Annotated in this window: 26 protein-coding genes; 10 read left to right on the top strand and 16 right to left on the bottom strand. The window is 64.5% G+C overall.

What is annotated here, in order from left to right; translation table 11 throughout:
* Positions 1–7 precede the first annotated feature (7 nt).
* The 5 genes from ACVMB0_RS07435 to ACVMB0_RS07415 all read right to left on the bottom strand — a co-directional run bounded on the left by ACVMB0_RS07435 (position 8) and on the right by ACVMB0_RS07415 (position 4,609).
* A complete protein-coding gene (locus tag ACVMB0_RS07435; RefSeq protein WP_021078861.1) occupies positions 8–793 on the bottom strand; it encodes a succinate dehydrogenase iron-sulfur subunit in 786 nt (261 codons plus the stop codon).
* An 18-nt stretch (positions 794–811) separates the two neighbouring features.
* Complete coding sequence (gene sdhA, locus ACVMB0_RS07430) at positions 812–2,653, bottom strand: succinate dehydrogenase flavoprotein subunit (RefSeq protein WP_456756373.1); 1,842 nt, start codon at positions 2,651–2,653, stop codon at positions 812–814.
* Positions 2,654–2,671: 18 nt separating this feature from the next.
* On the bottom strand, positions 2,672–3,046 hold the full coding sequence (gene sdhD, locus ACVMB0_RS07425) for a succinate dehydrogenase, hydrophobic membrane anchor protein (protein ID WP_456756374.1): 375 nt from the start codon (positions 3,044–3,046) through the stop codon (positions 2,672–2,674).
* A gap of 14 nt (positions 3,047–3,060) precedes the next feature.
* On the bottom strand, positions 3,061–3,447 hold the full coding sequence (sdhC, locus tag ACVMB0_RS07420) for a succinate dehydrogenase, cytochrome b556 subunit (RefSeq protein WP_461349615.1): 387 nt from the start codon (positions 3,445–3,447) through the stop codon (positions 3,061–3,063).
* Between the two features lie 253 nt (positions 3,448–3,700).
* Positions 3,701–4,609, bottom strand: coding sequence for a LysR family transcriptional regulator (locus tag ACVMB0_RS07415; protein WP_461345790.1), 909 nt, complete (start codon positions 4,607–4,609; stop codon positions 3,701–3,703).
* A gap of 134 nt (positions 4,610–4,743) precedes the next feature.
* Here ACVMB0_RS07415 and ACVMB0_RS07410 point away from each other — a divergent pair, with 134 nt between their 5' ends.
* Positions 4,744–5,604 carry a sulfite exporter TauE/SafE family protein gene (locus tag ACVMB0_RS07410; RefSeq protein WP_461349614.1) on the top strand — a complete coding sequence of 287 codons (861 nt, stop codon included), beginning with the start codon at positions 4,744–4,746 and terminating at the stop codon, positions 5,602–5,604.
* A 77-nt stretch (positions 5,605–5,681) separates the two neighbouring features.
* On the opposite strand, the gene ACVMB0_RS07405 is transcribed toward ACVMB0_RS07410, so the two are convergent.
* Positions 5,682–7,217 (bottom strand): malonate--CoA ligase, encoded by a 1,536-nt coding sequence (locus ACVMB0_RS07405; protein ID WP_461345789.1) that lies wholly within the window; start codon positions 7,215–7,217, stop codon positions 5,682–5,684.
* A gap of 87 nt (positions 7,218–7,304) precedes the next feature.
* On the opposite strand from ACVMB0_RS07405, the gene ACVMB0_RS07400 reads away from it, so the two are divergent.
* A complete protein-coding gene (locus tag ACVMB0_RS07400; protein WP_461345788.1) occupies positions 7,305–8,066 on the top strand; it encodes an SDR family oxidoreductase in 762 nt (253 codons plus the stop codon).
* A gap of 111 nt (positions 8,067–8,177) precedes the next feature.
* On the opposite strand, the gene ACVMB0_RS07395 is transcribed toward ACVMB0_RS07400, so the two are convergent.
* The gene (locus tag ACVMB0_RS07395) at positions 8,178–9,578 is read right to left on the bottom strand and encodes an MFS transporter (protein ID WP_456751464.1); all 1,401 of its coding nucleotides are present in this window, start codon (positions 9,576–9,578) and stop codon (positions 8,178–8,180) included.
* A gap of 316 nt (positions 9,579–9,894) precedes the next feature.
* Between ACVMB0_RS07395 and ACVMB0_RS07390 the strand changes: the two genes are divergently transcribed.
* From ACVMB0_RS07390 to ACVMB0_RS07380, 3 genes are all read left to right on the top strand, one after another.
* Positions 9,895–10,449 (top strand): fasciclin domain-containing protein, encoded by a 555-nt coding sequence (locus tag ACVMB0_RS07390; protein ID WP_461345787.1) that lies wholly within the window; start codon positions 9,895–9,897, stop codon positions 10,447–10,449.
* Between the two features lie 182 nt (positions 10,450–10,631).
* Positions 10,632–11,264, top strand: coding sequence for a cytochrome b/b6 domain-containing protein (locus ACVMB0_RS07385; RefSeq protein WP_461345786.1), 633 nt, complete (start codon positions 10,632–10,634; stop codon positions 11,262–11,264).
* Between the two features lie 103 nt (positions 11,265–11,367).
* The gene (locus ACVMB0_RS07380) at positions 11,368–12,153 is read left to right on the top strand and encodes a molybdopterin-binding protein (protein WP_461345785.1); all 786 of its coding nucleotides are present in this window, start codon (positions 11,368–11,370) and stop codon (positions 12,151–12,153) included.
* Between the two features lie 123 nt (positions 12,154–12,276).
* Here ACVMB0_RS07380 and ACVMB0_RS07375 read toward each other — a convergent pair whose 3' ends face one another.
* Positions 12,277–13,455 (bottom strand): YbfB/YjiJ family MFS transporter, encoded by a 1,179-nt coding sequence (locus ACVMB0_RS07375; RefSeq protein ID WP_461345784.1) that lies wholly within the window; start codon positions 13,453–13,455, stop codon positions 12,277–12,279.
* Between the two features lie 89 nt (positions 13,456–13,544).
* Positions 13,545–14,408 carry a DMT family transporter gene (locus ACVMB0_RS07370; protein WP_461345783.1) on the bottom strand — a complete coding sequence of 288 codons (864 nt, stop codon included), beginning with the start codon at positions 14,406–14,408 and terminating at the stop codon, positions 13,545–13,547.
* Between the two features lie 150 nt (positions 14,409–14,558).
* Here ACVMB0_RS07370 and leuB point away from each other — a divergent pair, with 150 nt between their 5' ends.
* Entirely contained in the window at positions 14,559–15,671 is a 1,113-nt protein-coding gene (leuB, locus tag ACVMB0_RS07365) for a 3-isopropylmalate dehydrogenase (protein ID WP_461345782.1), read from the top strand.
* A 206-nt stretch (positions 15,672–15,877) separates the two neighbouring features.
* On the opposite strand, the gene ACVMB0_RS07360 is transcribed toward leuB, so the two are convergent.
* Positions 15,878–16,285: a hypothetical protein gene (locus ACVMB0_RS07360; RefSeq protein ID WP_456751471.1), complete on the bottom strand. Its 408-nt coding sequence runs from the start codon at positions 16,283–16,285 to the stop codon at positions 15,878–15,880.
* Positions 16,286–16,463: 178 nt separating this feature from the next.
* Positions 16,464–17,255: a hypothetical protein gene (locus ACVMB0_RS07355; protein WP_461345781.1), complete on the bottom strand. Its 792-nt coding sequence runs from the start codon at positions 17,253–17,255 to the stop codon at positions 16,464–16,466.
* Between the two features lie 115 nt (positions 17,256–17,370).
* On the opposite strand from ACVMB0_RS07355, the gene ACVMB0_RS07350 reads away from it, so the two are divergent.
* Positions 17,371–18,405: an aspartate-semialdehyde dehydrogenase gene (locus ACVMB0_RS07350; RefSeq protein WP_461345780.1), complete on the top strand. Its 1,035-nt coding sequence runs from the start codon at positions 17,371–17,373 to the stop codon at positions 18,403–18,405.
* Positions 18,406–18,433: 28 nt separating this feature from the next.
* Positions 18,434–18,979 (top strand): TIGR00645 family protein, encoded by a 546-nt coding sequence (locus tag ACVMB0_RS07345; RefSeq protein ID WP_461345779.1) that lies wholly within the window; start codon positions 18,434–18,436, stop codon positions 18,977–18,979.
* 62 nt (positions 18,980–19,041) lie between these two features.
* On the opposite strand, the gene ACVMB0_RS07340 is transcribed toward ACVMB0_RS07345, so the two are convergent.
* The gene (locus tag ACVMB0_RS07340) at positions 19,042–19,698 is read right to left on the bottom strand and encodes a carbonic anhydrase (protein WP_461345778.1); all 657 of its coding nucleotides are present in this window, start codon (positions 19,696–19,698) and stop codon (positions 19,042–19,044) included.
* Between the two features lie 141 nt (positions 19,699–19,839).
* Between ACVMB0_RS07340 and ACVMB0_RS07335 the strand changes: the two genes are divergently transcribed.
* Positions 19,840–20,718: an HpcH/HpaI aldolase/citrate lyase family protein gene (locus ACVMB0_RS07335; protein ID WP_461345777.1), complete on the top strand. Its 879-nt coding sequence runs from the start codon at positions 19,840–19,842 to the stop codon at positions 20,716–20,718.
* Between the two features lie 166 nt (positions 20,719–20,884).
* On the opposite strand, the gene ACVMB0_RS07330 is transcribed toward ACVMB0_RS07335, so the two are convergent.
* From ACVMB0_RS07330 to ACVMB0_RS07320, 3 genes are all read right to left on the bottom strand, one after another.
* On the bottom strand, positions 20,885–21,673 hold the full coding sequence (locus ACVMB0_RS07330) for a glycosyltransferase family 32 protein (protein WP_461345776.1): 789 nt from the start codon (positions 21,671–21,673) through the stop codon (positions 20,885–20,887).
* Positions 21,674–21,766: 93 nt separating this feature from the next.
* Complete coding sequence (gene leuD / locus ACVMB0_RS07325) at positions 21,767–22,369, bottom strand: 3-isopropylmalate dehydratase small subunit (RefSeq protein WP_456751478.1); 603 nt, start codon at positions 22,367–22,369, stop codon at positions 21,767–21,769.
* 188 nt (positions 22,370–22,557) lie between these two features.
* The gene (locus ACVMB0_RS07320) at positions 22,558–22,956 is read right to left on the bottom strand and encodes a metallopeptidase family protein (RefSeq protein WP_461345775.1); all 399 of its coding nucleotides are present in this window, start codon (positions 22,954–22,956) and stop codon (positions 22,558–22,560) included.
* 115 nt (positions 22,957–23,071) lie between these two features.
* Here ACVMB0_RS07320 and ACVMB0_RS07315 point away from each other — a divergent pair, with 115 nt between their 5' ends.
* On the top strand, positions 23,072–23,398 hold the full coding sequence (locus ACVMB0_RS07315; protein ID WP_461345774.1) for a hypothetical protein: 327 nt from the start codon (positions 23,072–23,074) through the stop codon (positions 23,396–23,398).
* Here the strand turns inward: ACVMB0_RS07315 and ACVMB0_RS07310 are convergent.
* Positions 23,395–23,760 carry a hypothetical protein gene (locus ACVMB0_RS07310; RefSeq protein ID WP_461345773.1) on the bottom strand — a complete coding sequence of 122 codons (366 nt, stop codon included), beginning with the start codon at positions 23,758–23,760 and terminating at the stop codon, positions 23,395–23,397. The two genes, ACVMB0_RS07315 and ACVMB0_RS07310, sit on opposite strands and share 4 nt — an antisense overlap.
* Between the last annotated feature and the right edge of the window lie 62 nt (positions 23,761–23,822).

Raw genomic sequence — 23,822 nt, 5'->3', positions numbered from 1 at the left:
TGTCGGATCAGATCTGGCGTTCGACCATCTTGAACTTGAGCTCGGCGATCGCTTCCGAGGGATTGAGACCCTTCGGGCACGCCTTGGCGCAGTTCATGATGGTGTGGCAGCGATAGAGGCGGAACGGATCCTCGAGATTGTCGAGCCGCTCGCCGGTCGCTTCGTCGCGGGAATCGGTGACCCAGCGCGTTGCCTGCAGCAGCGCGGCGGGGCCGAGGAAGCGTTCGCTGTTCCACCAATAGCTCGGGCACGAGGTCGAGCAGCAGGCGCACAGGATGCACTCGTAGAGACCGTCGAGCTTCTCGCGGTCCTCGTGGCTCTGCCTCCACTCCTTCTGCGGCGTCGGCGTCGTGGTCTTCAGCCACGGCTCGATCGAGGCATACTGGGCGTAGAAATTGGTGAGGTCGGGGACCAGGTCCTTGACCACCGGCTGGTGCGGCAGCGGATTGACTTTCACCGCGCCGCCGGCGCCGACATCGTGCATCGACTTGGTGCAGGCCAGCGTGTTCTGGCCGTCGATGTTCATCGCGCAGGAACCGCAGACGCCCTCGCGGCAGGAGCGGCGGAAGGTCAGCGTCGGGTCGATGTGGTTCTTGATCCAGATCAGACCGTCCAGCACCATCGGACCGCAATCATTGGTGTCGACATAGTAGGTGTCGACACTCGGATTCTTGCCGTCGTCCGGATTCCAGCGATACACCCGGAATTCGCGGGTCTCGGTGGCGCCGGCCGGCTTCGGCCAGGTCTTGCCGCCGGAAATCTTCGAATTCTTCGGAAGTGCGAATTCAACCATGCTTGCTCGCCTTCGTTCTCAGTAAACCCGCGCCTTCGGCGGGATGTACTGCACATCGTTGGTCATCGTGTAGTCGTGGACGGGACGGTAATCGATCGTGGTCTTGCCGGCCGGATCGATCCAGGTCAGCGTGTGCTTCATCCAGTTCTTGTCGTCGCGCGCCGAGAAATCCTCGCGCGCATGTGCGCCGCGGCTCTCGGTGCGGTTCGCGGCCGAATCCATCGTCACGACCGCCTGCACGATCAGATTGTCGAATTCCAGCGTCTCGACCAGGTCGGAATTCCACACCAGCGAGCGGTCCGAGACCGAGATGTCGCCGACGCCGCCATAGACCTTGTGGATCAGGTTCTGGCCTTCCTGCAGCACCTCGCCGGTGCGGAACACCGCGCAATTGTTCTGCATCACATGCTGCATGCTGTCGCGCAGCTTCGCGGTCGGCGTGCCGCCGGAGGCGTGACGGAAGTGGTCGAGCCGGCCGAGCGCGCGGTCGGCCGAGTCCTTCGGCAGTTCCGGCTGCTTGGCGTTCGCCGTCAGCTTGTCGGCGAGGCGCAGCGCCGCGGCGCGGCCGAACACCACGAGGTCGATCAGCGAGTTGGAGCCGAGGCGGTTGGCGCCGTGCACCGAGACGCAGGCGGCCTCGCCGATCGCCATCAGGCCCGGCACCACCGAGTTGTCGTCGCCGTTGCGCTTGGTCAGCACCTCGGCGTGATAGTTCGTGGCAATGCCGCCCATGTTGTAGTGCACGGTCGGCACGATCGGAATCGGCTCGCGGGTGACGTCGACATTGGCGAAGATTCTCGCCGATTCGGAGATGCCCGGCAGCCGCTCATGCAGCACCTTCGGATCGAGGTGGTCGAGGTGCAGGAAGATGTGGTCCTTCTTCTTGCCGACGCCGCGGCCTTCGCGGATCTCGATCGTCATCGCACGCGAGACGACGTCGCGCGAGGCAAGATCCTTGGCCGACGGCGCGTAGCGCTCCATGAAGCGCTCGCCTTCGGAGTTGACGAGATAGCCGCCTTCGCCGCGGGCGCCTTCGGTGACGAGGCAGCCCGAGCCGTAGATGCCGGTCGGATGGAACTGGACGAACTCCATATCCTGCAGCGGCAGGCCGGCGCGCAGCACCATGCCGCCGCCGTCGCCGGTGCAGGTGTGCGCCGAGGTGCAGGAGGCGTAAGCGCGGCCATAGCCGCCGGTCGCGAGAATCGTGGTCTGGGCGCGGAAGCGATGCAGCGTGCCGTCATCGAGCTTGAGCGCGATCACGCCGCGGCAGACGCCCTGGTCGTCCATGATCAGGTCGATGGCGAAGAATTCGATGAAGAACTCGGCCGAGTGGCGCAGCGACTGGCCATACATCGTGTGCAGCATGGCGTGGCCGGTGCGGTCGGCCGCGGCGCAGGTGCGCTGCGCCTGACCCTTGCCGTAGTCCATGGTCATGCCGCCGAACGGGCGCTGATAGATCTTGCCGTCCTCGGTGCGCGAGAACGGCACGCCCCAATGCTCGAGCTCGTAGACCGCGTCGGGCGCGTTGCGCACCATGTATTCGATCGCGTCCTGGTCGCCGAGCCAGTCCGATCCCTTCACGGTGTCGTACATGTGCCAGCGCCAGTCGTCCGGATGCATGTTGCCGAGCGAGGCCGAGATGCCGCCCTGCGCCGCAACGGTGTGCGAGCGGGTCGGGAATACCTTGGTGATGCAGGCCGTGCGCAGGCCCGCTTCCGAGCAGCCGACCACCGCGCGCAGGCCGGCGCCGCCGGCGCCGACCACGACGACGTCATAGGTGTGGTCCTGGATCGGGTAGGCCTTGCCATTGCTGGCAGGGCCACTGCCGTTGGTGGCCTTGCCGTTACTTTCAGCGGCCAAACCTTGAGTGGCCATGGGTCAAACTCCCGACGACAATTTGAGGATTGCGTAGATCGAGGCCAATGCGACCGCGACGCAGAAGAAGTTGTTTGCCATCACGCTGGCGATCTTCAGCTTCTCGTTGTGGATGTAGTCCTCGATCACGACCTGCATGCCGATCTTCATGTGCCAGACGCTGGCGACGATGAAGAGCAAGAGGATGATGGCGATCGGGATCGAGCCGAGGATCTGCGCCGCGCCGGCGTGGTTGCGGCCGACCAGCATGATCATCACGACGATGACGGGGACGATCAGCAGCGTCATCGCGACCGCGGTCAGGCGCTGGCGCCAGAAATCGCCGGTGCCGGTGTGCGCCGAGCCGAGGCCGCGAACGCGTTCCAGCGGCGTGCGCATCGAGGAGGGGCCGCTCATCGTCCACCTCCAACCGCGTAGGCAATGATCCAGACCAGCACGGTCAGCGCGATGCCGGCGACCAGCGCGCCCCAGGTCAGGGCTTCGCGCTCATTGGCCTTGAAGCCGTAGCCGAGGTCCCAGACGAAATGCCGGATGCCGCTGCACAGATGGTGCATCAGCGCCCATGTGTAGCCGAACACGATCAGCTTGCCGATCGCGCTGCCGGTGAAGGCCTGGACGTTGGCATAGGCGGTCGGGCCGGAGGCGGCGGCGATCAGCCACCAGGCCAGCAGCAGGGTGCCGAAATAGAGTGCCACACCTGTGGCACGGTGAACGATGGACAGCGCCATCGTCAGCGTCCACCGGTAGGTCTGCAAATGGGGTGAAAGCGGTCGTTCGATCCTGGCGGGTCATCGGCGGGCTTTATGATGTGAGGGACCGCGCCCGGCCCATCGGGGAACGCGGTAGAGGAGTTCTATTTACGGACTAGACTCACCCCGCGCAACGGCCAAATAGCCTTCGCTCGAACCGAAGTTCATTGTTAGAGTTGCCGAATTCTGGTTGATCCGCAGGGTGGTATACCAGATGCAAGGTCGAATGGACTAAGAAGTGAATCAATATTCACGGCCTTTACCGCCGGGCTCAGATGCCGCCTTACGGGCCCCGAAAGGCGTCGATCCTGCCCCATTGTTCCACCAGATAATCGACGAATGCCCTGATCTTAGGCGATGCGAGGCGCGCCGGCTGAAGCATCAAATGCAATGGCGTCGGCGCCGGCTCATGGTCGATCAGCAGGCGTTGCAGCCGGCCGTTCAAGAGATCGGACTGTACCTGCCACGACGGCACACGGACGATGCCAGCACCATCCCGCGCCGCAGCAACCAGCGCGTCGAGGCTATTCATCCAGAGCCGACCGGATATGCGGAATTTGCGGCCCGTCTTCGATCCATCGGCAAAGCGCCACTCCGCGCTGCCAGGCGAATCGGAAAACACCAGGCAGTCATGCGTCGCAAGATCGCTCGGCGTTCGCGGCTCGCCGTGCCGGGCCAGATAATTCGGTGATGCACACACGATCATCTGCAGATCGGTGAGCTTGCGGGTGACGAGCTGCGAGTCGCGCAGCCGGCCGATCCGAATGGCCAGATGGATGTCCTCCTCGATCATGTCGACGGCGCGATCGATCAACAGCAGGTCGACCGACAGTGCCGGATAGCGGCGCAGAAACTCGACCAGCAAGGGCGCGATCACGAGCCGTCCGATCAGGCTCGGCGAGCTCAGCCTGATCCGGCCCGACGGCTGCTGCGGATCGCGGGCCAGCGCCGCCTCGATCTCCTTGATCTCGCCGAGAACCGATTTCGCCCGCTCATAGAGGATCCGGCCGTCATCGGTCAGCGCGAGCTGGCGGGTGGTGCGCAGCAACAGGCGGGTACCGAAATGCTCTTCAAGCGCGCTGATCTGGCGGCTGACCGAGGTCAGCGAGCTCGGCAGCGAGCGTGCCGCCGCCGACAGGCTGCCGGTCTCAACCGCCCGGACAAAGGCCGCCATCGCCGCAAGCTGGTCCAAGCCCGATCCTTCCGCATTTCGCAACAGAGCCTGCGCAACAGCATAGATACTCCCGAATCCGAAAAGCGGCTATTGCTCTCTGAAGACGGCGCCGCGGCACAACTGCGGCCGCGCGCCGAACACAGATGAAGGACATGATGGCCGGCCTCGATCCCAGGGAATTGCTCGAGCTTGCGCTGCTGCTGATCGCGGTCGGCGCGCTGTCCGGCTTCCTCGCCGGCCTGTTCGGCATCGGTGGCGGCGCGATCCTGGTGCCGGTGTTCTACGAATGCTTTCGCCTCGCCGGCGTGCCCTTGGAAGTGCGGATGCCGCTCTGCATCGGCACCTCGCTCGCGATCATCATCCCGACCTCGCTGAGCTCGTTCCGTGCCCATTACCGCCGCGGTGCGGTCGACATGGAGATCCTGAAGCGCTGGTGGCTGCCGATCGTGATCGGCGTCGCCGCCGGCAGCGTCACCGCGCGCTTCGCGCCGGAGCGGCTGTTCAAGATCGTGTTCGTGATGGTGGCCTGGTCGGCGGCGGCGCGGCTGCTGTTGGCGCGCGAGACCTGGAAGTTCGGCGACGACGTGCCGAGGGGTTTTCTGATGCGCGTCTATGGCTTCTTCGTCGGCCTGCTGTCGACATTGATGGGCATCGGCGGCGGGCTGTTCGCCAACCTGCTGATGACCTTCTACGGCCGGCCGATCCATCAGGCGGTCGCGACCTCGTCCGCGCTCGCAGTCTTGATCTCGATCCCCGGCGCGCTGGGTTACGTCTATGCCGGCTGGCCCGCCGCCGCGCGCTTCCCCGACGTCGCCGCGCTGCAATTGCCGTTCGCGCTCGGCTATGTCTCGCTGATCGGCGCGCTCCTGGTGATGCCGACCACGCTGGTCACCGCGCCGCTCGGCGTCAAGGTCGCGCACGCGCTGTCGAAGCGCGCGCTGGAGGTGGCGTTCGGAGCCTATCTCTTCATCGTCGGCGGCCGGTTCGTGATCAGCCTGTTGGGCGGTGCGTAGCACGGATGGAGCGAAGCGTAATCCGGGGTTCTTGCTGTGGATAGGCTAGTCCCGGATTTCGCTTCGCTTCATCCGGGCTACGGAAATCGCTTCGAATAAATATCCTTATACGTATCCCGCAAAATATTCTTCTGCACCTTGCCCATCGCGTTGCGCGGCAATTCGTCCACCACGAAGACGCGCTTGGGCATCTTGAACTTGGCCAGCCGGCCGTCGAGCGCCTTCAGCACCGAGGCTTCGCTGACATCGGCGCCCTTGCTGCAAACCAGCACTGCAGTGACGCCTTCGCCGAAATCGGCATGCGGCACGCCGATCACGGCTGACTCGACCACGCCGGGCATGGCGTCGATCTCGCTCTCGATCTCCTTCGGGTAGACGTTGAAGCCGCCGGAGATCACCAGATCCTTGCCGCGGCCGAGGATGTGGACGTAGCCCTTGTCGTCGATCTTGCCGAGGTCGCCGGTAATGAAGAAACCGTCAGCGCGGAATTCGGCCTTGGTCTTCTCCGGCATCCGCCAATAGCCCTGGAATACGTTCGGGCCCTTCACCTCGATCATGCCGATGGTCTCGCGAGGAAGCTCCTTGCCGCTCTCGGGATCGGTGACCCGCACCGAGACGCCGGGCAGCGCGAAGCCGACCGCGCCGGGCACGCGGTCGCCGTCATAGGGATTGCTCGTGTTCATGTTGGTCTCGGTCATGCCGTAGCGCTCGAGCACGGCGTGGCCGGTGCGGGCAGACCATTCGCGATGGGTGTCGGCGAGCAGCGGCGCCGAGCCCGAGATGAACAGCCGCATGTGTTTTGTCGCGTCCTTGTTCAGGCCCGGGTTCTGCAACAGGCGGGTGTAGAAGGTCGGTACGCCCATCATCACGGTGGCGCGGGCCATCAGCTTGATGATCAGGTCCGGATCGAACTTCGGCAGGAAGATCATCGCGGCGCGCGCGAACAGCGTCACGTTACTGGCCACGAACAGGCCGTGGGTGTGGTAGATCGGCAGCGCGTGGATCAGCACGTCCTTGTTGGTGAAGCGCCAGTAATCGACCAGCGAATACGAGTTCGACGCCAGATTGTCGTGCGACAGCATCGCGCCCTTGGAGCGGCCGGTAGTGCCCGAAGTGTAGAGGATCGCGGCGAGATCGTTGTTTGCCCGCGGGACGGTCGCGAATTCCTTCGCCGCTTTGTCGGCGCCCTCGGTCAGCGAACCCTTGCCGGTCGGATCGAGCGTCTCGACCCTGGCGCCGACCTTGGCCGCGATCGCCCTGATGCCTTCGAGCTTGGCGGGGTCGCAGACCACCAGCGCCGGCTCGGCGTCCGTGATGAAGTATTCGAGTTCGTTCAGCGTGTAGGCGGTGTTGAGCGGCAAATAGACACCGCCGGCGCGCACGGTGGCGAGATACAGCACCAGCGCCGACACCGATTTCTCGGTCTGCGCCGCGACGCGGTCGCCCGGCTTGACGCCGCGCTCAACCAGCACATTCGCGATCTGGCCCGCCCGCGCGATCAAATCGCCATAGGTGATGCGGCTGCCGTCGAGCTGCTCGATCGCGAGCCGGTTGGGGTCGTCGAGGCCGTCGAACAGGCGGGAAAACAGATTGGCGTTGGCGGTCGTGTTCATGCAACATCCCCTGAGGGGCGAAAGAGCCGGTAAGAGTCCGGCTGGATTAGCAAAAACGCCCTTCGGAAAGCAACGGAGACAGTTTGCATGACAAATCATGGGAAACGCGTGGCCTGGGTCACCGGCGGCGGCACCGGAATCGGCGAATCCGGGGCGGAATTCCTGGCCGCGGACGGCTGGACGGTGGTGGTCTCCGGCCGCCGCAAGCAAGAGCTCGACCGCGTCGTGGTCAACATCACAAAAAAGGGCGGCACGGCCGAGGCGATCCCGCTCGACGTCAGCAACAAGGCCGAGGTCAACAAGGCGGCAGAGGCGATCGTCGCCAGGCACGGCCGCATCGATCTTTTGGTCAACAGCGCCGGCATCAACGTGCCGAAACGCAGCTGGGCCGATATGGAACTGGAAGGCTGGGACAAGCTGGTCGAGGTCAACCTCAACGGCGTGCTGTATTGCATGCGCGCGGTGCTGCCGACCATGCGCAAGCAGCAGGACGGCTGCATCATCAACGTCGCCTCCTGGGCCGGCCGCCACGTCTCGAAGATGCCGGGCCCGGCCTACACCACCACCAAGCACGCGGTGCTGGCGCTGACCCATTCTTTCAACATGGACGAATGCGTCAACGGCCTGCGCGCCTGCTGCCTGTCGCCGGGCGAGGTCGCCACCCCGATCCTGAAGCAGCGGCCGGTGGTGCCGAGCGAGGCGGAGCAGGCCAAGATGCTGCAGCCCGAGGATTGCGGCCGCACCATCGCCTTCGTCGCCAGCATGCCGGCGCGGGTCTGCATGAACGAGATCCTGATCAGCCCGACGCATAACCGCGGGTTCATCCAGACGCCGGCGAACCGGGATTAGGCGGCGGTCACGTCGTAGCCCGGATGGAGCGAAGCGCAATCCGGTGTGGTCTCCGCGGAGAGGCTGTCCCGGATTTCGCTGCGCTCCATCCGGGCTACAAATCGTGACGGATCACTCGCTGATCTCGTTCAGCTCTTTCCCGGAATGTTCCGGCACGAACAGGACCACGCCGACCGCCATCGCGAGCATCAGCACGGGGATGCAGAGGAACGCCAGCGCGAACGAGCCGGTGTGCTGCTGCAGCGCGATCGAGACGAAGGGGAACAGCACGAAACCGACCAGATAGGCGATCGCCCAGACCACGCCGTTGGCGGCGCCGCGGATCCGGGTCGGGAAGATTTCCGCCGTCAGCGTCGTGCTCGGGCCCCAGAAGCCGAGAAAGCCGAGGCACCAAAGCAGTCCGAACGTCCACAGCAGCACGCGGTCCTCGGAATAGACCCAGAGCGTCATGAAGACCGCGCCCTCGATCAACGCAATGATGAAGGTGCGGCGGCGGCCGATCTTGTCGATCAGCCAGCCGACCAGGCACAGGCCGACGAAGCCGCACAGGCCGTAGAACACATAGAACAGGCTGTATTCGGTGGTCGACCAGTGCTTCTCGGTCGAGAGGTAGAGCGGCATCCAGGCGCCGACCGTGCCGTAGATGCAGGTCGAGGCACAGGCCACGAACAGCGCGACCAATGTCGAGGGCAGCACGTCGGGCATGAAGACCTGGCGGATGCCGACCGATTTGGCCTTGCCGAACCAGGTGCGGTCGTCGTCGCTAACCGTGCCGCCGCGCGCCAGTGTCTCGGCGATGCGCCGCTTGCGGTCCTGCGACCGCACCCAATAGGGCGATTCCGGGCAGGTGGAGCGGATATAGATCGCAAGCAGCGCGATCACGCCGGGCACCATCACGGCGATGCGCCAGCCATAGTTGGCGGCGATCAGCCCGGTGATCGCGCCTGCGGAGGTGGCGCCGAGGCACCAGGCCGAGCGGGTGATGCTGATGACGCGTCCACGCAACCGCGCCGGCCAGGTCTCCGCCACCAGCATCGAGCCGAGCGACCATTCGCCGTTGAGCGCAAAGAACAAGAGCGAGCGTGCGATCACGAACACCGCGAAGGTCGGCGACATCGCCGCGACCGGCATCAGCAGCGAGAACAGCGCGATGTTGACCGCGAGCAGCGTGCGGCGGCCGTAGCGGTCGGCGAGCCACGGCCAGAAATAAAGCCCGGCGATGCCGACGAACAATGCGATCTGCATGCCGGAGCGATATTCCGGCAAGGTCAGCGCGAATTCCTTGATCACCATCGGCGAGATCAGCGCGAAGATCACGCCGTCCATGCCGTCAAAGCCCCAGCCGAGCGCGTTGGCGGTGGCGATGTGCCAATGGGTTTTGGTGAGCTCGGTGCCGCCGGCGACGGCGCGGTAGTTGGCGTATTGCAGGTGTTGCTGCTCGAGCGGGCCGATGTCGGTGCCTGCATCGTTCACCGCAGGCATGGCATGGCCGTCAGCCGTGATGCTGCTCATGATTGCCTCCCCGCAGCCGCTCTCTGCGAAGCAGCCTGCAAGCTCAGGCTGAACCAATCGCGCGGTGGCGGCAAGCAAATTGCTCGCGGCATCGCACCCGTCCATTCCGCTGAATGGAATGCGCGACCGCGTCGCGTGTACGCAGGGCGCCGCAGCCGGTTTCAGGAATCACAAAGAATTATTCCGGAAACCGCACCGAAAACCTCCCGTAGCTCAGGCCAACGACGGCGCTTTCATCAAACCCATCCGTGCCGTTGTTGTCCCTTCATCGCCGGCGCGGATGCGTCGGCTCGATTACCCATCGGGAGACGAAACCATGTCGAAGCGTATTGCCACTCTCGCTGCCGCCGCCTTCAGTGCCATCGCGATCACCGCCACCGCCGTGGCGCCGGTCCGTGCAGAGGAGAAGACCGTGATGGTCGGCGGCGCGGCGATGTTCCCGTCGAAGAACATCGTCCAGAACGCCGTCAATTCGAAGGACCACACCACCCTGGTCGCTGCGGTGAAGGCCGCGGGCCTGGTCGGCACGCTGGAAGGCAAGGGCCCGTTCACGGTGTTTGCGCCGACCAATGCCGCGTTCGGCAAGCTGCCGCCCGGAACCGTCGACAATCTGGTCAAGCCCGAGAACAAGGCGACGCTGACCAAGATCCTCACCTACCATGTGGTGCCCGGCAAGTTCGAGGCCTCCGACCTCACCGACGGCAAGAAGCTGAAGACCGCCGAGGGCGAGGAGCTGACCGTGAAGCACCAGGACGGCAAGGTCTGGATCGTCGATGCCAAGGGTGGCACCTCGATGGTGACGATCTCCAACGTCAACCAGTCGAACGGCGTCATCCATGTGGTCGACACTGTGCTGATGCCGGCGACGTAACACCCGGCGGCCCCGATTTAGTCCCTGCCCGCTTTTCAAAAATCGCGAGCCGGAGCCTCGCTCCGGCTCGCATTTTTGTGACCAGATCGGGTGGCGTATATCAAACTGATGAGGCGTGCCCCCGTAACGCAACCCCGGTTCCCGGCGTATAAGCCGGTAACGACCATGAGCAGAGAATTTCCATGACGAGCCTTGCCGTCAGCGACCACCAGGCAGAGACCGCAACGCCCGCGAAGGTGATCCAGCCGGTCTGGGTGCGGATGGTGCACTGGATCAACGCTGTCGCGATGATCCTGATGATCATGTCCGGCTGGCAGATCTACAACGCCTCGCCGCTGTTCGGCTTCAGCTTCTCGCGCAGCATCACGCTGGGCGGCTGGCTCGGCGGCGCGCTGCTCTGGCATTTCGCCGCGATGTGGCTCTTGATGGTCAACGGCCTGGTCTACCTGGCGCTCGGTTTCGCCACCGGCCGCTTCCGCAAGAAACTGCTGCCGATCACTCCCGGCGGCGTGATTGCCGACACCAGGGCGGCGCTGACCTTCAAGCTGTCGCATGAGGATCTCAGCAAGTACAATTCGGTGCAGAAGCTGCTCTATGCCGGCATCATCATCGTCGGTGTCGTCATCGTGCTGTCCGGCCTGTCGATGTGGAAGCCGGTGCAATTGCATTGGCTGGTCTCGCTGTTCGGCGGCTACGATTTCGCCCGTTATGTTCACTTCACCTGCATGGCGCTGATCGTCGCCTTCCTGGTGATCCATGTCGCGCTTGCGCTGCTGGTGCCGAAGAGCCTGCGCGCCATGATTATCGGGCGCTAAAGCGCGATGAATCGTCATCGCGCCTTAGCTTCATATTGTTTGAGCATGATCTTTTCGGAAAACCGCTTCGCACTTTTCCGGATCATGCTGTAGGAGGATTGTCATGGGTCGTCTCCGCAAGCTCCTGATCCCCGGTGTCGACAAGAAGCTGCTCGTGCGCGACGCAGTGAAGACGATGCCGGAGCTGACGCGCCGCCGCTTCATCACGGCGGGCACCAGCCTCGGCGCGCTGACGCTGTTGACCGGCTGCGACGTGGTCGATTCGTCGTCGGCGGAGGAACTGCTGAAGCATGTCTCCAAGTTCAACGACGCAGTGCAGGCCTGGATGTTCAATCCGGACGCGCTGGCTCCGACCTTTCCCGAGAGCATGATCACCAAGCCGTTTCCGTTCAATGCCTATTACGATCTCGACGATGCGCCTGAGATTGCGGGCGCCGACTGGAAGCTCGAGGTGCGTGGGCTGGTCGAGAACAAGAAGTCGTGGACGCTCGACGAATTGTACAAGCTGCCGCAGGTCAAGCAGGTGACGCGGCATATCTGCGTCGAGGGCTGGAGCGCGATCGGCAGCTGGACCGGCACGCCGTTGCGCGATTTCCTCAAGTTGGTCGGCGCCGACACCCGCGCCAGATATGTCTGGTTCCAGTGCGCCGACAAGGACGGCTACAACTCGCCGCTGGACATGCGCACGGCGCTGCATCCGCAGACCCAGATGACGTTCAAGTTCGGCGACGAGATCCTGCCGCGCGCCTACGGCTTCCCGATGAAGATCCGGGTGCCCACGAAACTCGGCTTCAAGAACCCGAAATACGTGCTCTCGATGGAAGTCACCAACGACTACAAGGGCGGCTACTGGGAAGACCAGGGGTATAATTCGTTTAGTGGAAGCTGAACTCTCCCCTCGTCATTCCGGGCGCGCCTCTTGGCGCGAGCCCGGAATCCATTTGGCCGCGTGTGTTGCGTTACGATGGATTCCGGGCTCTCGCTTAGCCAGCCCCGGAATGACGACGGAGGACTACCGCCCCACCTTCCTCTGAAACGCCGACAGCACCGCCCCCACCACAAGCATCGCGGCCGAGACGTTCAACGCAAATGACAGGCTGCCCATCGCATCGGTGATCGCGCCGACCACGATCGGCCCGAGCGTCTGGCCGATGCCGAAGGCAATGGTCATCGCCGCGATCGCGGTCGGCCAGGCTTCAGCCGGGTAGTTGAGGCGCACGAAGGCTGTGGTCGAGCCGACCACCGCGAAGAACGCGACGCCGAACACCAGCGCCGAGATCGCCAGCAGCAGCGGCGAATGGCCGAAGATCGGCAGCGCCGCGCCGAGTGCGTTGACGCCGAGGATGATCGTGGTGGCGAGCCCGCCGCGGTCGAGCGCCAGCACCCGCCGCCAGACCCATGGCGTGACGAAGGCGCTGACGCCGATCAGGCTCCAGAACGCACTCTGTGCCACCGCGCCGCCGCCGCCGTCGCGGACATAGGCGATCATGAAGGTCATGTAGGCGATGTAGCCGGCGCCGAACAGGAAATAGGCGGCGAGGTAGATCAGGACCGGCATCACGGCGAATTTGGTGCGGACGATGCCGCCGGCGATCGCATTGGCGTGCAATGGCGCAAGCCACAACGGCACGATCATGATCGCGGAGAGCAAGGTCATCGCCCACCACACGATCCACCACGAGCCGGCGCCAAAGCCCTGCAACACGAACGGCGCGATCAGGCCCGATGCCAGGATGCCGACGCCCGGTCCGGCATAGAACAGGCTGAGCAGGAAGTTGGCGCGGTCCGGGCGCGATTGCGCGATCGTCGCCGCCAGCGCGCCGCCGCCGACAAAGCCGATCGCGGCGGCGAAGCCGACCAGCAGGCGGGCAAAGCTCAGCACGGCGAAATTGCCCGAGATGGCGCACAGCGCCAGCGACAGTGCGCAGGCCAGCGTCGACCATCGCACCGATGCGGCGAGCCCGAAGCGCTGGATCAGGCGCGAGGCGAACAATGCGCCGACCAGATAGCCGGCGGCATTGATCGTGTTCATGAAGCCGGCGGCCGAATACGACCAGGCCAGCTGCTCGCGCATGTCGGGCAGCACCAGCGAATAGGCGAAACGGCCGATGCCGAGACCGACCGTCGGTGCAAGCGACAGAATCAGAATCAGCCGCGCGGGATGCGGGTAGGACGGGGCGGGGGCTCTCACAATTCACTCCGGCAATACAGCCATTGTGGCAGGCCGCGGCGCTCCTGCCCAGCGCCGGAGGCAGCAACACTGTCTTGCGTATCGGGCAATCAGGCGATCAGGACCAGCGCGACGCCGATCACGGTCAGCAGGGTTCCGGCGACGATCCGTGGCGTGATCTCGACATGCTTGAGCATGACGGCGCTCATCGCCACGGTGACCAGCGGGTAGATCGCGGCAAGCGGAGCTACCAGCGTGATCGGCCCGTTGCGGACCGCGGCGAACAGGCTGAGCGCGCTGAGCCCGTTGCTGATGCCGGTGAGCATGAACCAGAACCGGCCCTCGCGCGGCGCCTGCACCATGAAGCTGCCCTTGCGAATCCGCTGCACGGTGAGCACCACCAGCGAGGACATCACATAGCCGACCAGGCAGGCCCATAGCGGGCTCGGCCACATCGCCAGCCCGAGCTTGGCGATCGGCGGCACGATGCCGCGCACCAGCGCGCTCGCGAGCGGCAGCAGCAGCGCCCAGCTCCGCCAATGCCCGAGGTCGCGCGGCCGGGTGACCGTAATGATGGCCGCACCTGCGACCGCAACGACGAGGCCTAAGAGCTGCTGCGGCAGCAGCGGCTCGTGCAGCAGCACCACCGCGGCGGTGACCGCAAACAGCGGCGCCAGATTGCCGAGCGTCGAGGTGATGACCGGCCCGAGCGCCCGGTTCGAGGCGAAGGTCAGCAAGGTCAGCGAGGCCGGGAAGAACAGGCCGATCGCCATGAAGATCGGCAAGGCTCGCCAGACCACCGGCTCGCCATGCAGGATCAGCGGTGACAGCACCAGGAACAGCAGGGTGAAGGAGGGCACGCTGATCGCGGCGCCGGACAGCGGCTCGACGGTGCGCAGCCCAAGCTGCGCCAGCACCACCCCGGCACCGAGGAAAATGGCCGAGGCGAAGGCGTAGACGATGGCTGCGGTCATGAGGTCCGTCTTGTCGGCTTCTTGAGGCGCGGTTTGGCTCGCTCAAGCCCCATTTTGGCCCTGTGCCGGGTGCCTTGCCAATCGGTGCGGGGCGTTTTAGCACTCGCGCCTGACGATGGCGGGCATGCCCGATTGAATGAGGTAACGACCATGGCGACCCACAAACTGCTGCTCCTCCCCGGCGACGGCATCGGCCCCGAAGTGATGGCCGAGGTGCAGCGCCTGATCGACTGGCTGAATGCGCATGGCATCGCCAGGTTCGAGACCGAGCAGGGCCTGGTCGGCGGCTCCGCCTATGACGCGCACAAGGTGTCGATCTCCGAAGGCGACATGGCCAAGGCCAATGCGGCCGACGCCGTCATCTTCGGCGCGGTCGGCGGCCCGAAGTGGGACAGCGTGCCCTATGAGGTGCGTCCCGAGGCCGGCCTGCTGCGGCTGCGCAAGGATCTTGCCCTGTTCGCCAATCTGCGCCCGGCGGTGTGCTATCCGGCGCTGGCCGATGCCTCGAGCCTCAAGCGCGAGGTGGTCGAGGGCCTCGACATCATGATCGTGCGCGAACTCACCGGCGGCGTCTATTTCGGCGAGCCGAAGACCATCACCGATCTCGGCAACGGCCAGAAGCGCGCGATCGACACCCAGGTCTACGACACCTTCGAGATCGAGCGCATCGGCCGCGTCGCCTTCGAACTGGCGCGCAAGCGCAAGAACAAGGTGACCTCGATGGAGAAGCGCAACGTCATGAAGTCGGGCGTGCTCTGGAACGAGGTCATGACCCAGGTCCACGCGCGCGAATACAAGGACGTCACACTGGAGCATCAGCTCGCCGATTCCGGCGGCATGAACCTGGTCAAGACGCCGAAGCAGTTCGACGTCATCGTCACCGACAATCTGTTCGGCGACATGCTGTCGGACATCGCGGCGATGCTGACCGGCTCGCTCGGCCTGCTGCCGTCGGCGTCGCTCGGCAAGGAGGACGCCAAGACCAAGGAGCGCAAGGCGCTGTATGAACCCGTGCACGGCTCGGCGCCCGATATCGCGGGCAAGGGCCTAGCCAATCCGATCGCGATGATCGCCTCGTTCGGCATGGCGCTGCGCTATTCGTTCGGCATGGGCGATCTCGCCGACAAGGTCGACGCCGCCATCGCGGCCGTGCTCGCCGCCGGCCTGCGCACCGCCGACATCAAGGCGGCCGGCACCACGCCCGTCAGCACCGCGCAGATGGGCGAAGCGATCCTGAAGGAATTGCAGAAGCTGCACGCATAAATTTGACACCCGTCATTGCGGGGCGATGCGAAGCATCGAACCACAGATGCGCAATCGCGCATCGGGGAATCTCGAGATTCCGGGTTCTCGCGGAGCCTGTCATCGGGCGCGCGTTCGCGCGACCCGTTGGCGAGCCACGGAATGACGGCGATCAAAAAAATGCCCGGCCGGAGCCGGGCATTTTCGTATCGGCGGTGCGCCGATTCTCAGTACAGCGGGAAGGTCCGCGGATAGCCGCCGAGGTCGGACGGCGGACTGAGCGGCTGGCGATCGATCGGGCGGTTGTTGTTCTCGCGTCCGAACGAGGGATAACCGACATCAGGCGGATAGGCGTAGTCGTTGAACTTGCGGTCGCCCGGCAACACTTCGGTGCCGGCGTCCAGCCACGAGCGCGTGGTGACGTAGACGCGGGTACGCGGGCCCTGCTGATAGACCCGGTTCGGGCCCTGCGTGCCGTAATAGCGGCGGCCGTCGCGGTCATACTGCTCTTGCTGCTTGCGCTTGCTCGGGGTCTGCTGCGCGCTGGCCGCGGTCATTCCGAAGGCGGTTGCGGTGACGGCAGCCGCGGCAAGCAACACCACGAGCTTGTTCGCGGCAGGGAAATTCAAGGTCATCGCATCCTCGTCATTACGGCCCCCGTCAGGGGCTGGCGTATCAGCCAAAATCACTTGGAACACATTGTAGCCATGGTGGGGAGGCCGTCACTAGGTCAATTGCGCCACACCGGCCGAGATAATGCGTGTCCAAGCGCAAAAGTTTCATGAAAACCAGTGCCTTGCCACGGTCTCGCCATCAAAGCGCGCCGCGCAGCAGCGGGTTCTGGCTGCCCATGACCCAGTCGGCCGAGAGCGCCGGCGGGCCGGAGGTAACGCAGTCGGTGCGGCGCAGTTCGGCATGGGCGAACAGCGCGGCAAGCCGCGCGTCATTGCCCGCGGCCAAGAGGGTCAGCCGGTTCAGCATGCAAACGATCGCGGCGCGCTGGGCCGGCAGATTGTCGCCCTGGCAGGTCCAGCCGGAGATCCGCAGGTCGGGCGCGTCGGCCTGCTCGAGGAAGCCGAGGCAGGCGCGGCTGCCATCCTGCCGCGCCGGGCGCAGCAGGGTGACGCTGCCGAACTTGCTGTCGACAATTCCGGCGGCCTCGAGCTCGCGACTGCCGCCCGGGTCGAGCCGGCCGGCGATCTCGGTCACCGCGGGTCCCAGGGCCTCGCCGCCGGGGCGATAGATCTCCAGCTCGGCCGCCGGCGCACCGTCGGCATCGGTCCAGCGGAAGACGTCCTTGCGGCCGCCCTCGGGGTGCCGGTAGATTTCGTAAGTTGCTGTTTTATCTCGTGGATCGAGCTTGCTCACAGCAAAGCCGGGGGCCGTGCGGGCAGCCATGCTCCAGCCGGCGGCGGGGGCCGCCATCGCCGTTGTATCAGGCAGCTGCTTCCATAGATAAACGCCGAGGACCGCGAACAGCGCAAGCGCGGCGGCATAGGCGAACAGCCCGGAGAGCGTGGCGTACACCTCGTCGACGAAGCTCGTCAGCGCTGACGGAATTCTCGTATGATTGGGTGCGGCCGGATCGGCCCGGAATAAACGCATCAAAACGCTCAAAGCTACGCAACGTTGTGTTGACCGGGTTTCTCGCATAGAAGCGCTGCCTCTTCCCTTTCCGCTGACAGCGGGGAAGCGGGCATTTTTCGTCGGAGAGTGAACGATGGGTTACAAAGTCGCGGTGGTCGGTGCGACCGGCAATGTCGGGCGCGAAATGCTCAACATTCTCGACGAGCGCAAATTCCCCGCCGACGAGGTCGTCGTGCTGGCCTCGCGCCGCAGCGTCGGCATCGAGGTCTCCTATGGCGACCGCACCCTGAAGGTGAAGGCGCTCGAGCATTATGATTTCTCCGACATCGACATCTGCCTGATGTCCGCCGGCGGTTCGGTCTCCAAGGAATGGTCGCCCAGGATCGGCGCGGCCGGTGCGGTCGTGATCGACAATTCGTCGGCCTGGCGCATGGATCCGGACGTGCCGCTGATCGTGCCGGAAGTGAACGCGGATGCCGCGGCCGGCTTCACCAAGAAGAACATCATCGCCAACCCGAACTGCTCGACCGCGCAGCTCGTCGTCGCGCTGAAGCCGTTGCACGACAAGGCGACGATCACGCGCGTCGTGGTCTCGACCTATCAATCGGTGTCGGGCGCCGGCAAGGATGCGATGGACGAATTGTTCTCGCAGACCAAGGCCGTCTACACCAATGACGAGCTGATCAATAAGAAGTTTCCCAAGCGCATCGCCTTCAACGTCATTCCGCAGATCGACGTCTTCATGGAAGACGGCTTCACCAAGGAAGAGTGGAAGATGATGGCGGAGACCAAGAAGATCCTTGATCCCAAGATCAAGCTGACCGCGACCTGCGTGCGCGTGCCTGTCTTTGTCGGCCACTCCGAAGCGGTCAACGCCGAGTTCGCCAATCCGATCACGGCGGACGAGGCGCGCAACATCCTGCGCAATGCGCCGGGCTGCCTGGTGATCGACAAGCACGAGCCGGGCGGATACGTCACGCCCTATGAGGCGGCGGGCGAGGACGCCACCTATATCAGCCGCATCCGCGAGGACGCGACGGTGGAGAACGGCCTGGCGTTCTGGTGCGTGTCGGACAATCTGCGCAAGGGCGCGGCGCTCAATGCCGTGCAGATTGCCGAGGTCCTGATCAACCGCAAGCTGATCACCGCGAAGCAGAAGGCGGCCTGAGCGGCGGGGGCCAACGGGGGGCGTAACCATGTCGGAACAGTCGGCTCCCGTCCCGCCCAGCCCCGCGACGCCGCGCTTCATGCGCGGCTTCGAATATGTGCTGTTCAACAGCCGCTGGCTGATGGCGCCGTTCTATGTCGGCCTGGTCGTGGCGCTGGCGGTGCTGCTGCTGAAATTCGCGCGCATGCTCTGGGAGTTCGTGCTGCATGCGTCCGGCTACAAATCAACCGAAGTCATCCTCGACGCGCTGGCGCTGATCGACGTCACGCTGGTCGCCAATCTCATCCTGATCGTGGTGTTCTCGGGCTACGAGAACTTCGTCTCGCGCATCGACACGTCGGGCAATCCGAACTGGCCGATCTGGATCACCAAGATCGATTTTGCCGGGCTGAAGCAGAAGCTTTTGGCCTCGATCGTCGCGATCTCCGCGATCCATGTGCTGGAAGCGTTCCTGAACATCGATTCCGCGTTCGACGCGACGCGGATGACCTGGTTGGTCGCCGTGCACCTGGTGTTCGTGATCTCGGCGCTCTTGCTCGCGATCTCCGATCGCTGGGGCAACGATCACGAATGAAGCTCGCGAATTGTGCGTAGCGAATGGCGAGTAGGGCTTCCCTATTCGCCACTCGCCATTCGCTATTCGCTCTTTTGAAGGGCTTCCCGCACGCTGATGAATTCCTTCGCGACCCTGTCGAGCACGAACAGCGAGCCCTCGGCGACGCCGAAATAGGCGCCGTGCAACTGCATCTCGCCGCTCTCGACCCGTTCGCGGACGAACGGGAAGGTCATCAGGTTCTCCAGCGAGCGGAACACCGCGGCCTTCTCGATGCGGGTGACGAAATCCTGCATGCTCTCATGCGCGCGCTGCTCGACGACCTCGCCCGGCTTGATGAACATCTGCATCCATTTGCCGATGAAGTCGCCCGGCGTCAGCGGCTTGATCTTGTCGACGAAGGCGCGGATGCCGCCGCACTGGGCATGGCCCAGCACCACGATGTTCTTCACCTTCAGCACCGTCACGGCGTATTCCAGCGCCGCCGAGACGCCGTGAGCGTTGCTGTCCGGCTGATAGACCGGAACCAGATTGGCGATGTTGCGCACCACGAACAATTCGCCGGGGCCGGCATCGAAGATCACTTCCGGCGAGACGCGGGAATCGCAGCACCCGATCACCATGGTTTCGGGAGACTGGCCGCGCTCCGACAGATCCCGGTAGCGCGACTGCTCGGTCGGCAACCGCTGGGTCGCGAAGGTCCGGTAGCCGTCGATCAACTGCTTCGGAAAGAATTTCATGGCCTCTGGCTAACCACATGCCGGTGACGGGAACAAGACTTTCGGGGTACGGCCTGAAATGATACGGCAGCGTTGAAGCATGGTTCCCGGTCGATGCCCAAAAGTTGGACCGGCAGAGCCGAAGCCCCGAGGAGAATGCCGATGACCCGTCCGCGCCGCAGCCTGTTGTTCATGCCGGGATCGAATGCACGGGCGCTGGAGAAGGCCCGCACGCTGCCGGCCGACGGCATCATCCTCGATCTGGAGGATTCCGTTGCGCCCGACGCCAAGGCGGTGGCCCGCGAGCAGATCGCCAAGGCGGTCGCCGCCAAAGGCTTTGGCAAGCGCGAGGTGCTGATCCGCATCAACGCGCTCGACACGCCCTGGTGGGTCGACGACATCGCGATGGCCGGCAAGGCGCAGCCGGACGGCATCCTGGTTCCCAAGATTTCCACCGTCGACGATCTCAACGCCGTCGCCGATCGCCTGAGCGACATCAATGCCCCGGCCTCGATCCGGGTCTGGGCCATGATCGAGACCGCGCGCGCGGTGCTCGATGCCGACAAGCTCGCGGCCGCGTCGAAGGATTCCGAGACCCGGCTCGCCGGCTTCGTGTTCGGGCCGAACGACATTGCGCGCGAAACCCGGATCCGGATGAAGCCGGGCCGCGCGGCGATGATCCCGATGATCACGCATTGCATCCTGGCGACCCGCGCGCACGGGCTCGAGATCCTCGACGGACCCTATGGCGACATCAGCAATGTCGACGGCTTTGCCGAGGAATGCGCGCAGGGCCGCGATCTCGGCTTCGACGGCAAGACGCTGATCCATCCGAGTCACATCGATGCCTGCAACGCGATCTTCACGCCGCCGGAGGCCGAGGTCACTGAGGCCCGCAAGATCATCGCCGCCTTCCAACTGCCGGAAAACGCCTCGCGCGGCGCGATCCAGCTCGAGGGCCGCATGGTGGAGCGGCTGCACGCCGAGATGGCGAAGCGCACCATCGCGATCGCGGACGCGATCGCGGCGATGGGACATTGATTCAGCGAAGATTCTTTCCTTCTCCCCTTGTGGGAGAAGGTGGCGCGAAGCGCCGGATGAGGGGTTCTCTCCGCTTGCGAAATCTCCCGTGTGGAGAGAACCCCTCACCCGGCTTCGCTTCGCGAAGCCGCCCTCTCCCACAAGGGGAGAGGGTGCAGCAGTTGCATCACGCCCCGAACCTCTCCGTCGCCCATGCATAGAGGCTGCCGGGGATCGGCGCCTCCTTGCCGCGGCCCTTCGGCGAAATGTGCAGACCGATGATTGCGGGATCGTTCAGGTAGGGCGAAAAATCCGACGGCTCGAAGAACAGCTTTGGCTCCGCATGCACCGCATAGAACGATTGCTTCGGCAGCGCGTGTTGCAACTCGCCTTCGCGGCGCGCCAGCGCGGTGAGCGCGGCGGGGCCGTAGATCGCGATGCGGATGTCGGAGAGGCGGTGGGATTTGCCGCGCAGCTTGCGCATCGCAAAGGTCAGGCGGTGACGCAGCGCCAGCCAGTCCGGCGTCAGCTCGTCCTGTTTCATCAGCGCTTCGAAGGCGCGCACGATCGGATCGTCCGGCGGCAGATACAGCACGGAGTTGCCGAGCTGCCGCGGCCGCTCCCAGGCGAAATAGGGCTTGGCCGGATCGATCGCGACCGGCTTGAGTAACAGCACATCGGCGTCGAGCCACACGCCGGCGCGCTGGGTCATCAGCCGCATCCGGAAGAAGTCGCTGAATTGCAGGATGGTCCAGTCGCGCCACGAGCCGTCGCGCTCGGCCGGACGCAGCTTCTCGGAGAACGCATGCGGCAGCACGGCTTCCGCCTCGGCATTGCCGACACCATCGGGCAGGCCGGGAATCGGATCGAAGCTGTACACGGTCACCTTGTGGCCCGCCGCCAGCTGCGAGCGCAGGCAGGTCTGGCGCAGCGCGTCCATCGAGCCGTGCCAGAAGGTGACGATGTCAGGCAGCATGCGCGTCAGTCATCTCTGGGTGTGCGGAGAGGCCATGCGGCAAAGAAAAGCCCCGGCGCCTGAGGGCACCGGGGCGCGACGATACGCCGAGCCTCAGGCCCAGGCACGTTCCCTAAGCTTGGCCTCGTAGCTGTCGATCGACGTTTTCTTTTCCAGCGTCAGGCCGATGTCGTCGAGGCCGTTGATCAGGCAGTGCTTGCGGAACGGGTCGATCTCGAACTTGACCTTGCCGCCGTCGGGACCGCGGATCTCCTGGTTGGGGAGGTCGATGGTCAGCGTCGCGTTGGCGCCGCGCTCGGCATCGTCGAACAGCTTGTCGAGGTCTTCCTGCGACACGCGGATCGGCAGGATGCCGTTCTTGAAGCAGTTGTTGTAGAAGATGTCGCCGAACGAGGTCGAGATCACGCAGCGGATACCGAAATCGAGCAACGCCCAGGGCGCGTGCTCGCGGCTCGAGCCGCAGCCGAAATTGTCGCCGGCGACCAGCACCTTCGCGCTGCGATAGGCGGGCTGGTTGAGCACGAAATCGGGGTTCTCGCTGCCGTCATCCTTGTAGCGCTGCTCGGAAAAAAGCCCCTTGCCAAGGCCGGTGCGCTTGATGGTCTTGAGGTACTGCTTCGGAATGATCATGTCGGTGTCGACATTGATGATCTTCAGCGGTGCCGCGACGCCTTCCAGCGTGGTGAACTTGTCCATCGGTGCTCTTCCCGGGCCAAAAAGTGAGGGATAGGGGCCGGATATCTATCGCGAATGTGACAGCGGTAAAAGGGCGATTTCTGCAGGGCTGGAGCCCATTCCGCTCCGATGGAAGCGGAATGGGCTCCAGTTTCTTGTTTTGACGGGATTTCTTCGCGCGAACCGGGTCCACTTCGCTCGAAAACGCGTTACCCCGCGCCAGCCTCAATCGCCTCCATATCGGCGTCCGAGAGGCCGAAATGGTGCCCGATCTCGTGGATCAGCACGTGGCGGACGATATGGCCCAGGGTCTCGTCGTGCTCGGCCCAGTAGTCCAGGATCGGCCGGCGGTAGAGCCACACCAGGTTGGGCAGCCGGGCCACGTCGCCATGGCTCTGCTGCGGCAGGCCGATGCCGTGAAACAGGCCGAGCAGGTCGAACTCGCTTTCGGCCTGCATCTCGTCGAGCACCTCATCGGTCGGGAAGTCGTCGACACGGATAATCAGGCCCTCGCAGAGGGCCCGGAACGTCGCTGGCAGGCGCTCGAAAACCTCGTGCGCCATGGCCTCCATCTCGGCGAGCGAGGGGGCTTTTTCTGTGGTCCACATGCCACTCCTTTAGCGCGAGTGCTATCGGCCACGCCAGCGCAGTTGACCTTGGCGATGCGATGGGAGACCGTGCTGCCCAATAATAGGGGCTCAAGATTGGGGCTTGGGTGGCGTGATGAAACGGATCGTGGCGGCAGCGCTGTTGGCGGCATCAGTCGGGTTCTCGCTCTCGGCAGGAGAGGCGCGCGCGCAGAGCGCGGCGGCTGAAGCACGGATCGGTGAGCCGGCACCCGTTGTGCATCAGCGCGTCGCCGAGCGCCGCCGCCTGAGGCGCGTGCCGGTCTACCGATCGCGGCCCGATCATTGGGAACCGGATGTGATCCCGCGCTACAATCCCGGTCCGAACGCCGTGCGCGAATGCACCGCGACCTATGTGCAGGAGCACCGGCCGAGCGGCACGGTGATCACGCCGCGCATGAATTGCTTCTGGCGGCCGGGCTAGCTGCGCGCCCGCCGACGTGCCGCACCGATCATCGCGGCAACCGCGACAACACCTGACGTTCCATAGACCACAACTGCCATCAGCAATTGCGTGAGATGGCTTGCCATTCCCGTGCCGTCGCCTGGTCCTTGCGAAGCGAGCGCGACATCGGCCAGCATGATGGAACCAATGAACGTCGCAACGCCGGTTCGAAGCAACCGCCGGCGTGTGCCTGTCTGTGTCACGGCCATCTCCTGCAACAGAGAGCACGCGAGATACGACCATAGTCTATGCCGGGTTTCGCGCGTCTGCGCGAAAAATGACGCGGTCAATCGGAACCTGTGCGCGCCAGCGGCATTCATGATCGTGGCGCAGTCATTCACTTCCCATTCACGTCGTCCGCATTCTGCTAGCGATCTGCGTCGCGGCAACGGGGGTCGATTCG

The sequence above is a fragment of the Bradyrhizobium sp. USDA 4451 genome (assembly GCF_054822585.1).
This window is presented reverse-complemented; position numbering and strand designations above follow the sequence as displayed.

Bases quoted from the DNA above. Each gene is read 5' to 3' on its own strand.
- ACVMB0_RS07435 (WP_021078861.1), bottom strand. From the start codon at position 793: ATGGTTGAATTCGCACTTCCGAAGAATTCGAAGATTTCCGGCGGCAAG.
- sdhD (WP_456756374.1), bottom strand. From the start codon at position 3,046: ATGCGCACGCCGCTGGAACGCGTTCGCGGCCTCGGCTCGGCGCACACC.
- ACVMB0_RS07410 (WP_461349614.1), top strand. From the start codon at position 4,744: ATGATGGCCGGCCTCGATCCCAGGGAATTGCTCGAGCTTGCGCTGCTG.
- ACVMB0_RS07405 (WP_461345789.1), bottom strand. From the start codon at position 7,217: ATGAACACGACCGCCAACGCCAATCTGTTTTCCCGCCTGTTCGACGGC.
- ACVMB0_RS07400 (WP_461345788.1), top strand. From the start codon at position 7,305: ATGACAAATCATGGGAAACGCGTGGCCTGGGTCACCGGCGGCGGCACC.
- ACVMB0_RS07395 (WP_456751464.1), bottom strand. From the start codon at position 9,578: ATGAGCAGCATCACGGCTGACGGCCATGCCATGCCTGCGGTGAACGAT.
- ACVMB0_RS07390 (WP_461345787.1), top strand. From the start codon at position 9,895: ATGTCGAAGCGTATTGCCACTCTCGCTGCCGCCGCCTTCAGTGCCATC.
- ACVMB0_RS07385 (WP_461345786.1), top strand. From the start codon at position 10,632: ATGACGAGCCTTGCCGTCAGCGACCACCAGGCAGAGACCGCAACGCCC.
- ACVMB0_RS07380 (WP_461345785.1), top strand. From the start codon at position 11,368: ATGGGTCGTCTCCGCAAGCTCCTGATCCCCGGTGTCGACAAGAAGCTG.
- ACVMB0_RS07370 (WP_461345783.1), bottom strand. From the start codon at position 14,408: ATGACCGCAGCCATCGTCTACGCCTTCGCCTCGGCCATTTTCCTCGGT.
- leuB (WP_461345782.1), top strand. From the start codon at position 14,559: ATGGCGACCCACAAACTGCTGCTCCTCCCCGGCGACGGCATCGGCCCC.
- ACVMB0_RS07360 (WP_456751471.1), bottom strand. From the start codon at position 16,285: ATGACCTTGAATTTCCCTGCCGCGAACAAGCTCGTGGTGTTGCTTGCC.
- ACVMB0_RS07355 (WP_461345781.1), bottom strand. From the start codon at position 17,255: ATGCGTTTATTCCGGGCCGATCCGGCCGCACCCAATCATACGAGAATT.
- ACVMB0_RS07350 (WP_461345780.1), top strand. From the start codon at position 17,371: ATGGGTTACAAAGTCGCGGTGGTCGGTGCGACCGGCAATGTCGGGCGC.
- ACVMB0_RS07345 (WP_461345779.1), top strand. From the start codon at position 18,434: ATGTCGGAACAGTCGGCTCCCGTCCCGCCCAGCCCCGCGACGCCGCGC.
- ACVMB0_RS07340 (WP_461345778.1), bottom strand. From the start codon at position 19,698: ATGAAATTCTTTCCGAAGCAGTTGATCGACGGCTACCGGACCTTCGCG.
- ACVMB0_RS07335 (WP_461345777.1), top strand. From the start codon at position 19,840: ATGACCCGTCCGCGCCGCAGCCTGTTGTTCATGCCGGGATCGAATGCA.
- ACVMB0_RS07330 (WP_461345776.1), bottom strand. From the start codon at position 21,673: ATGCTGCCTGACATCGTCACCTTCTGGCACGGCTCGATGGACGCGCTG.
- leuD (WP_456751478.1), bottom strand. From the start codon at position 22,369: ATGGACAAGTTCACCACGCTGGAAGGCGTCGCGGCACCGCTGAAGATC.
- ACVMB0_RS07320 (WP_461345775.1), bottom strand. From the start codon at position 22,956: ATGTGGACCACAGAAAAAGCCCCCTCGCTCGCCGAGATGGAGGCCATG.
- ACVMB0_RS07315 (WP_461345774.1), top strand. From the start codon at position 23,072: ATGAAACGGATCGTGGCGGCAGCGCTGTTGGCGGCATCAGTCGGGTTC.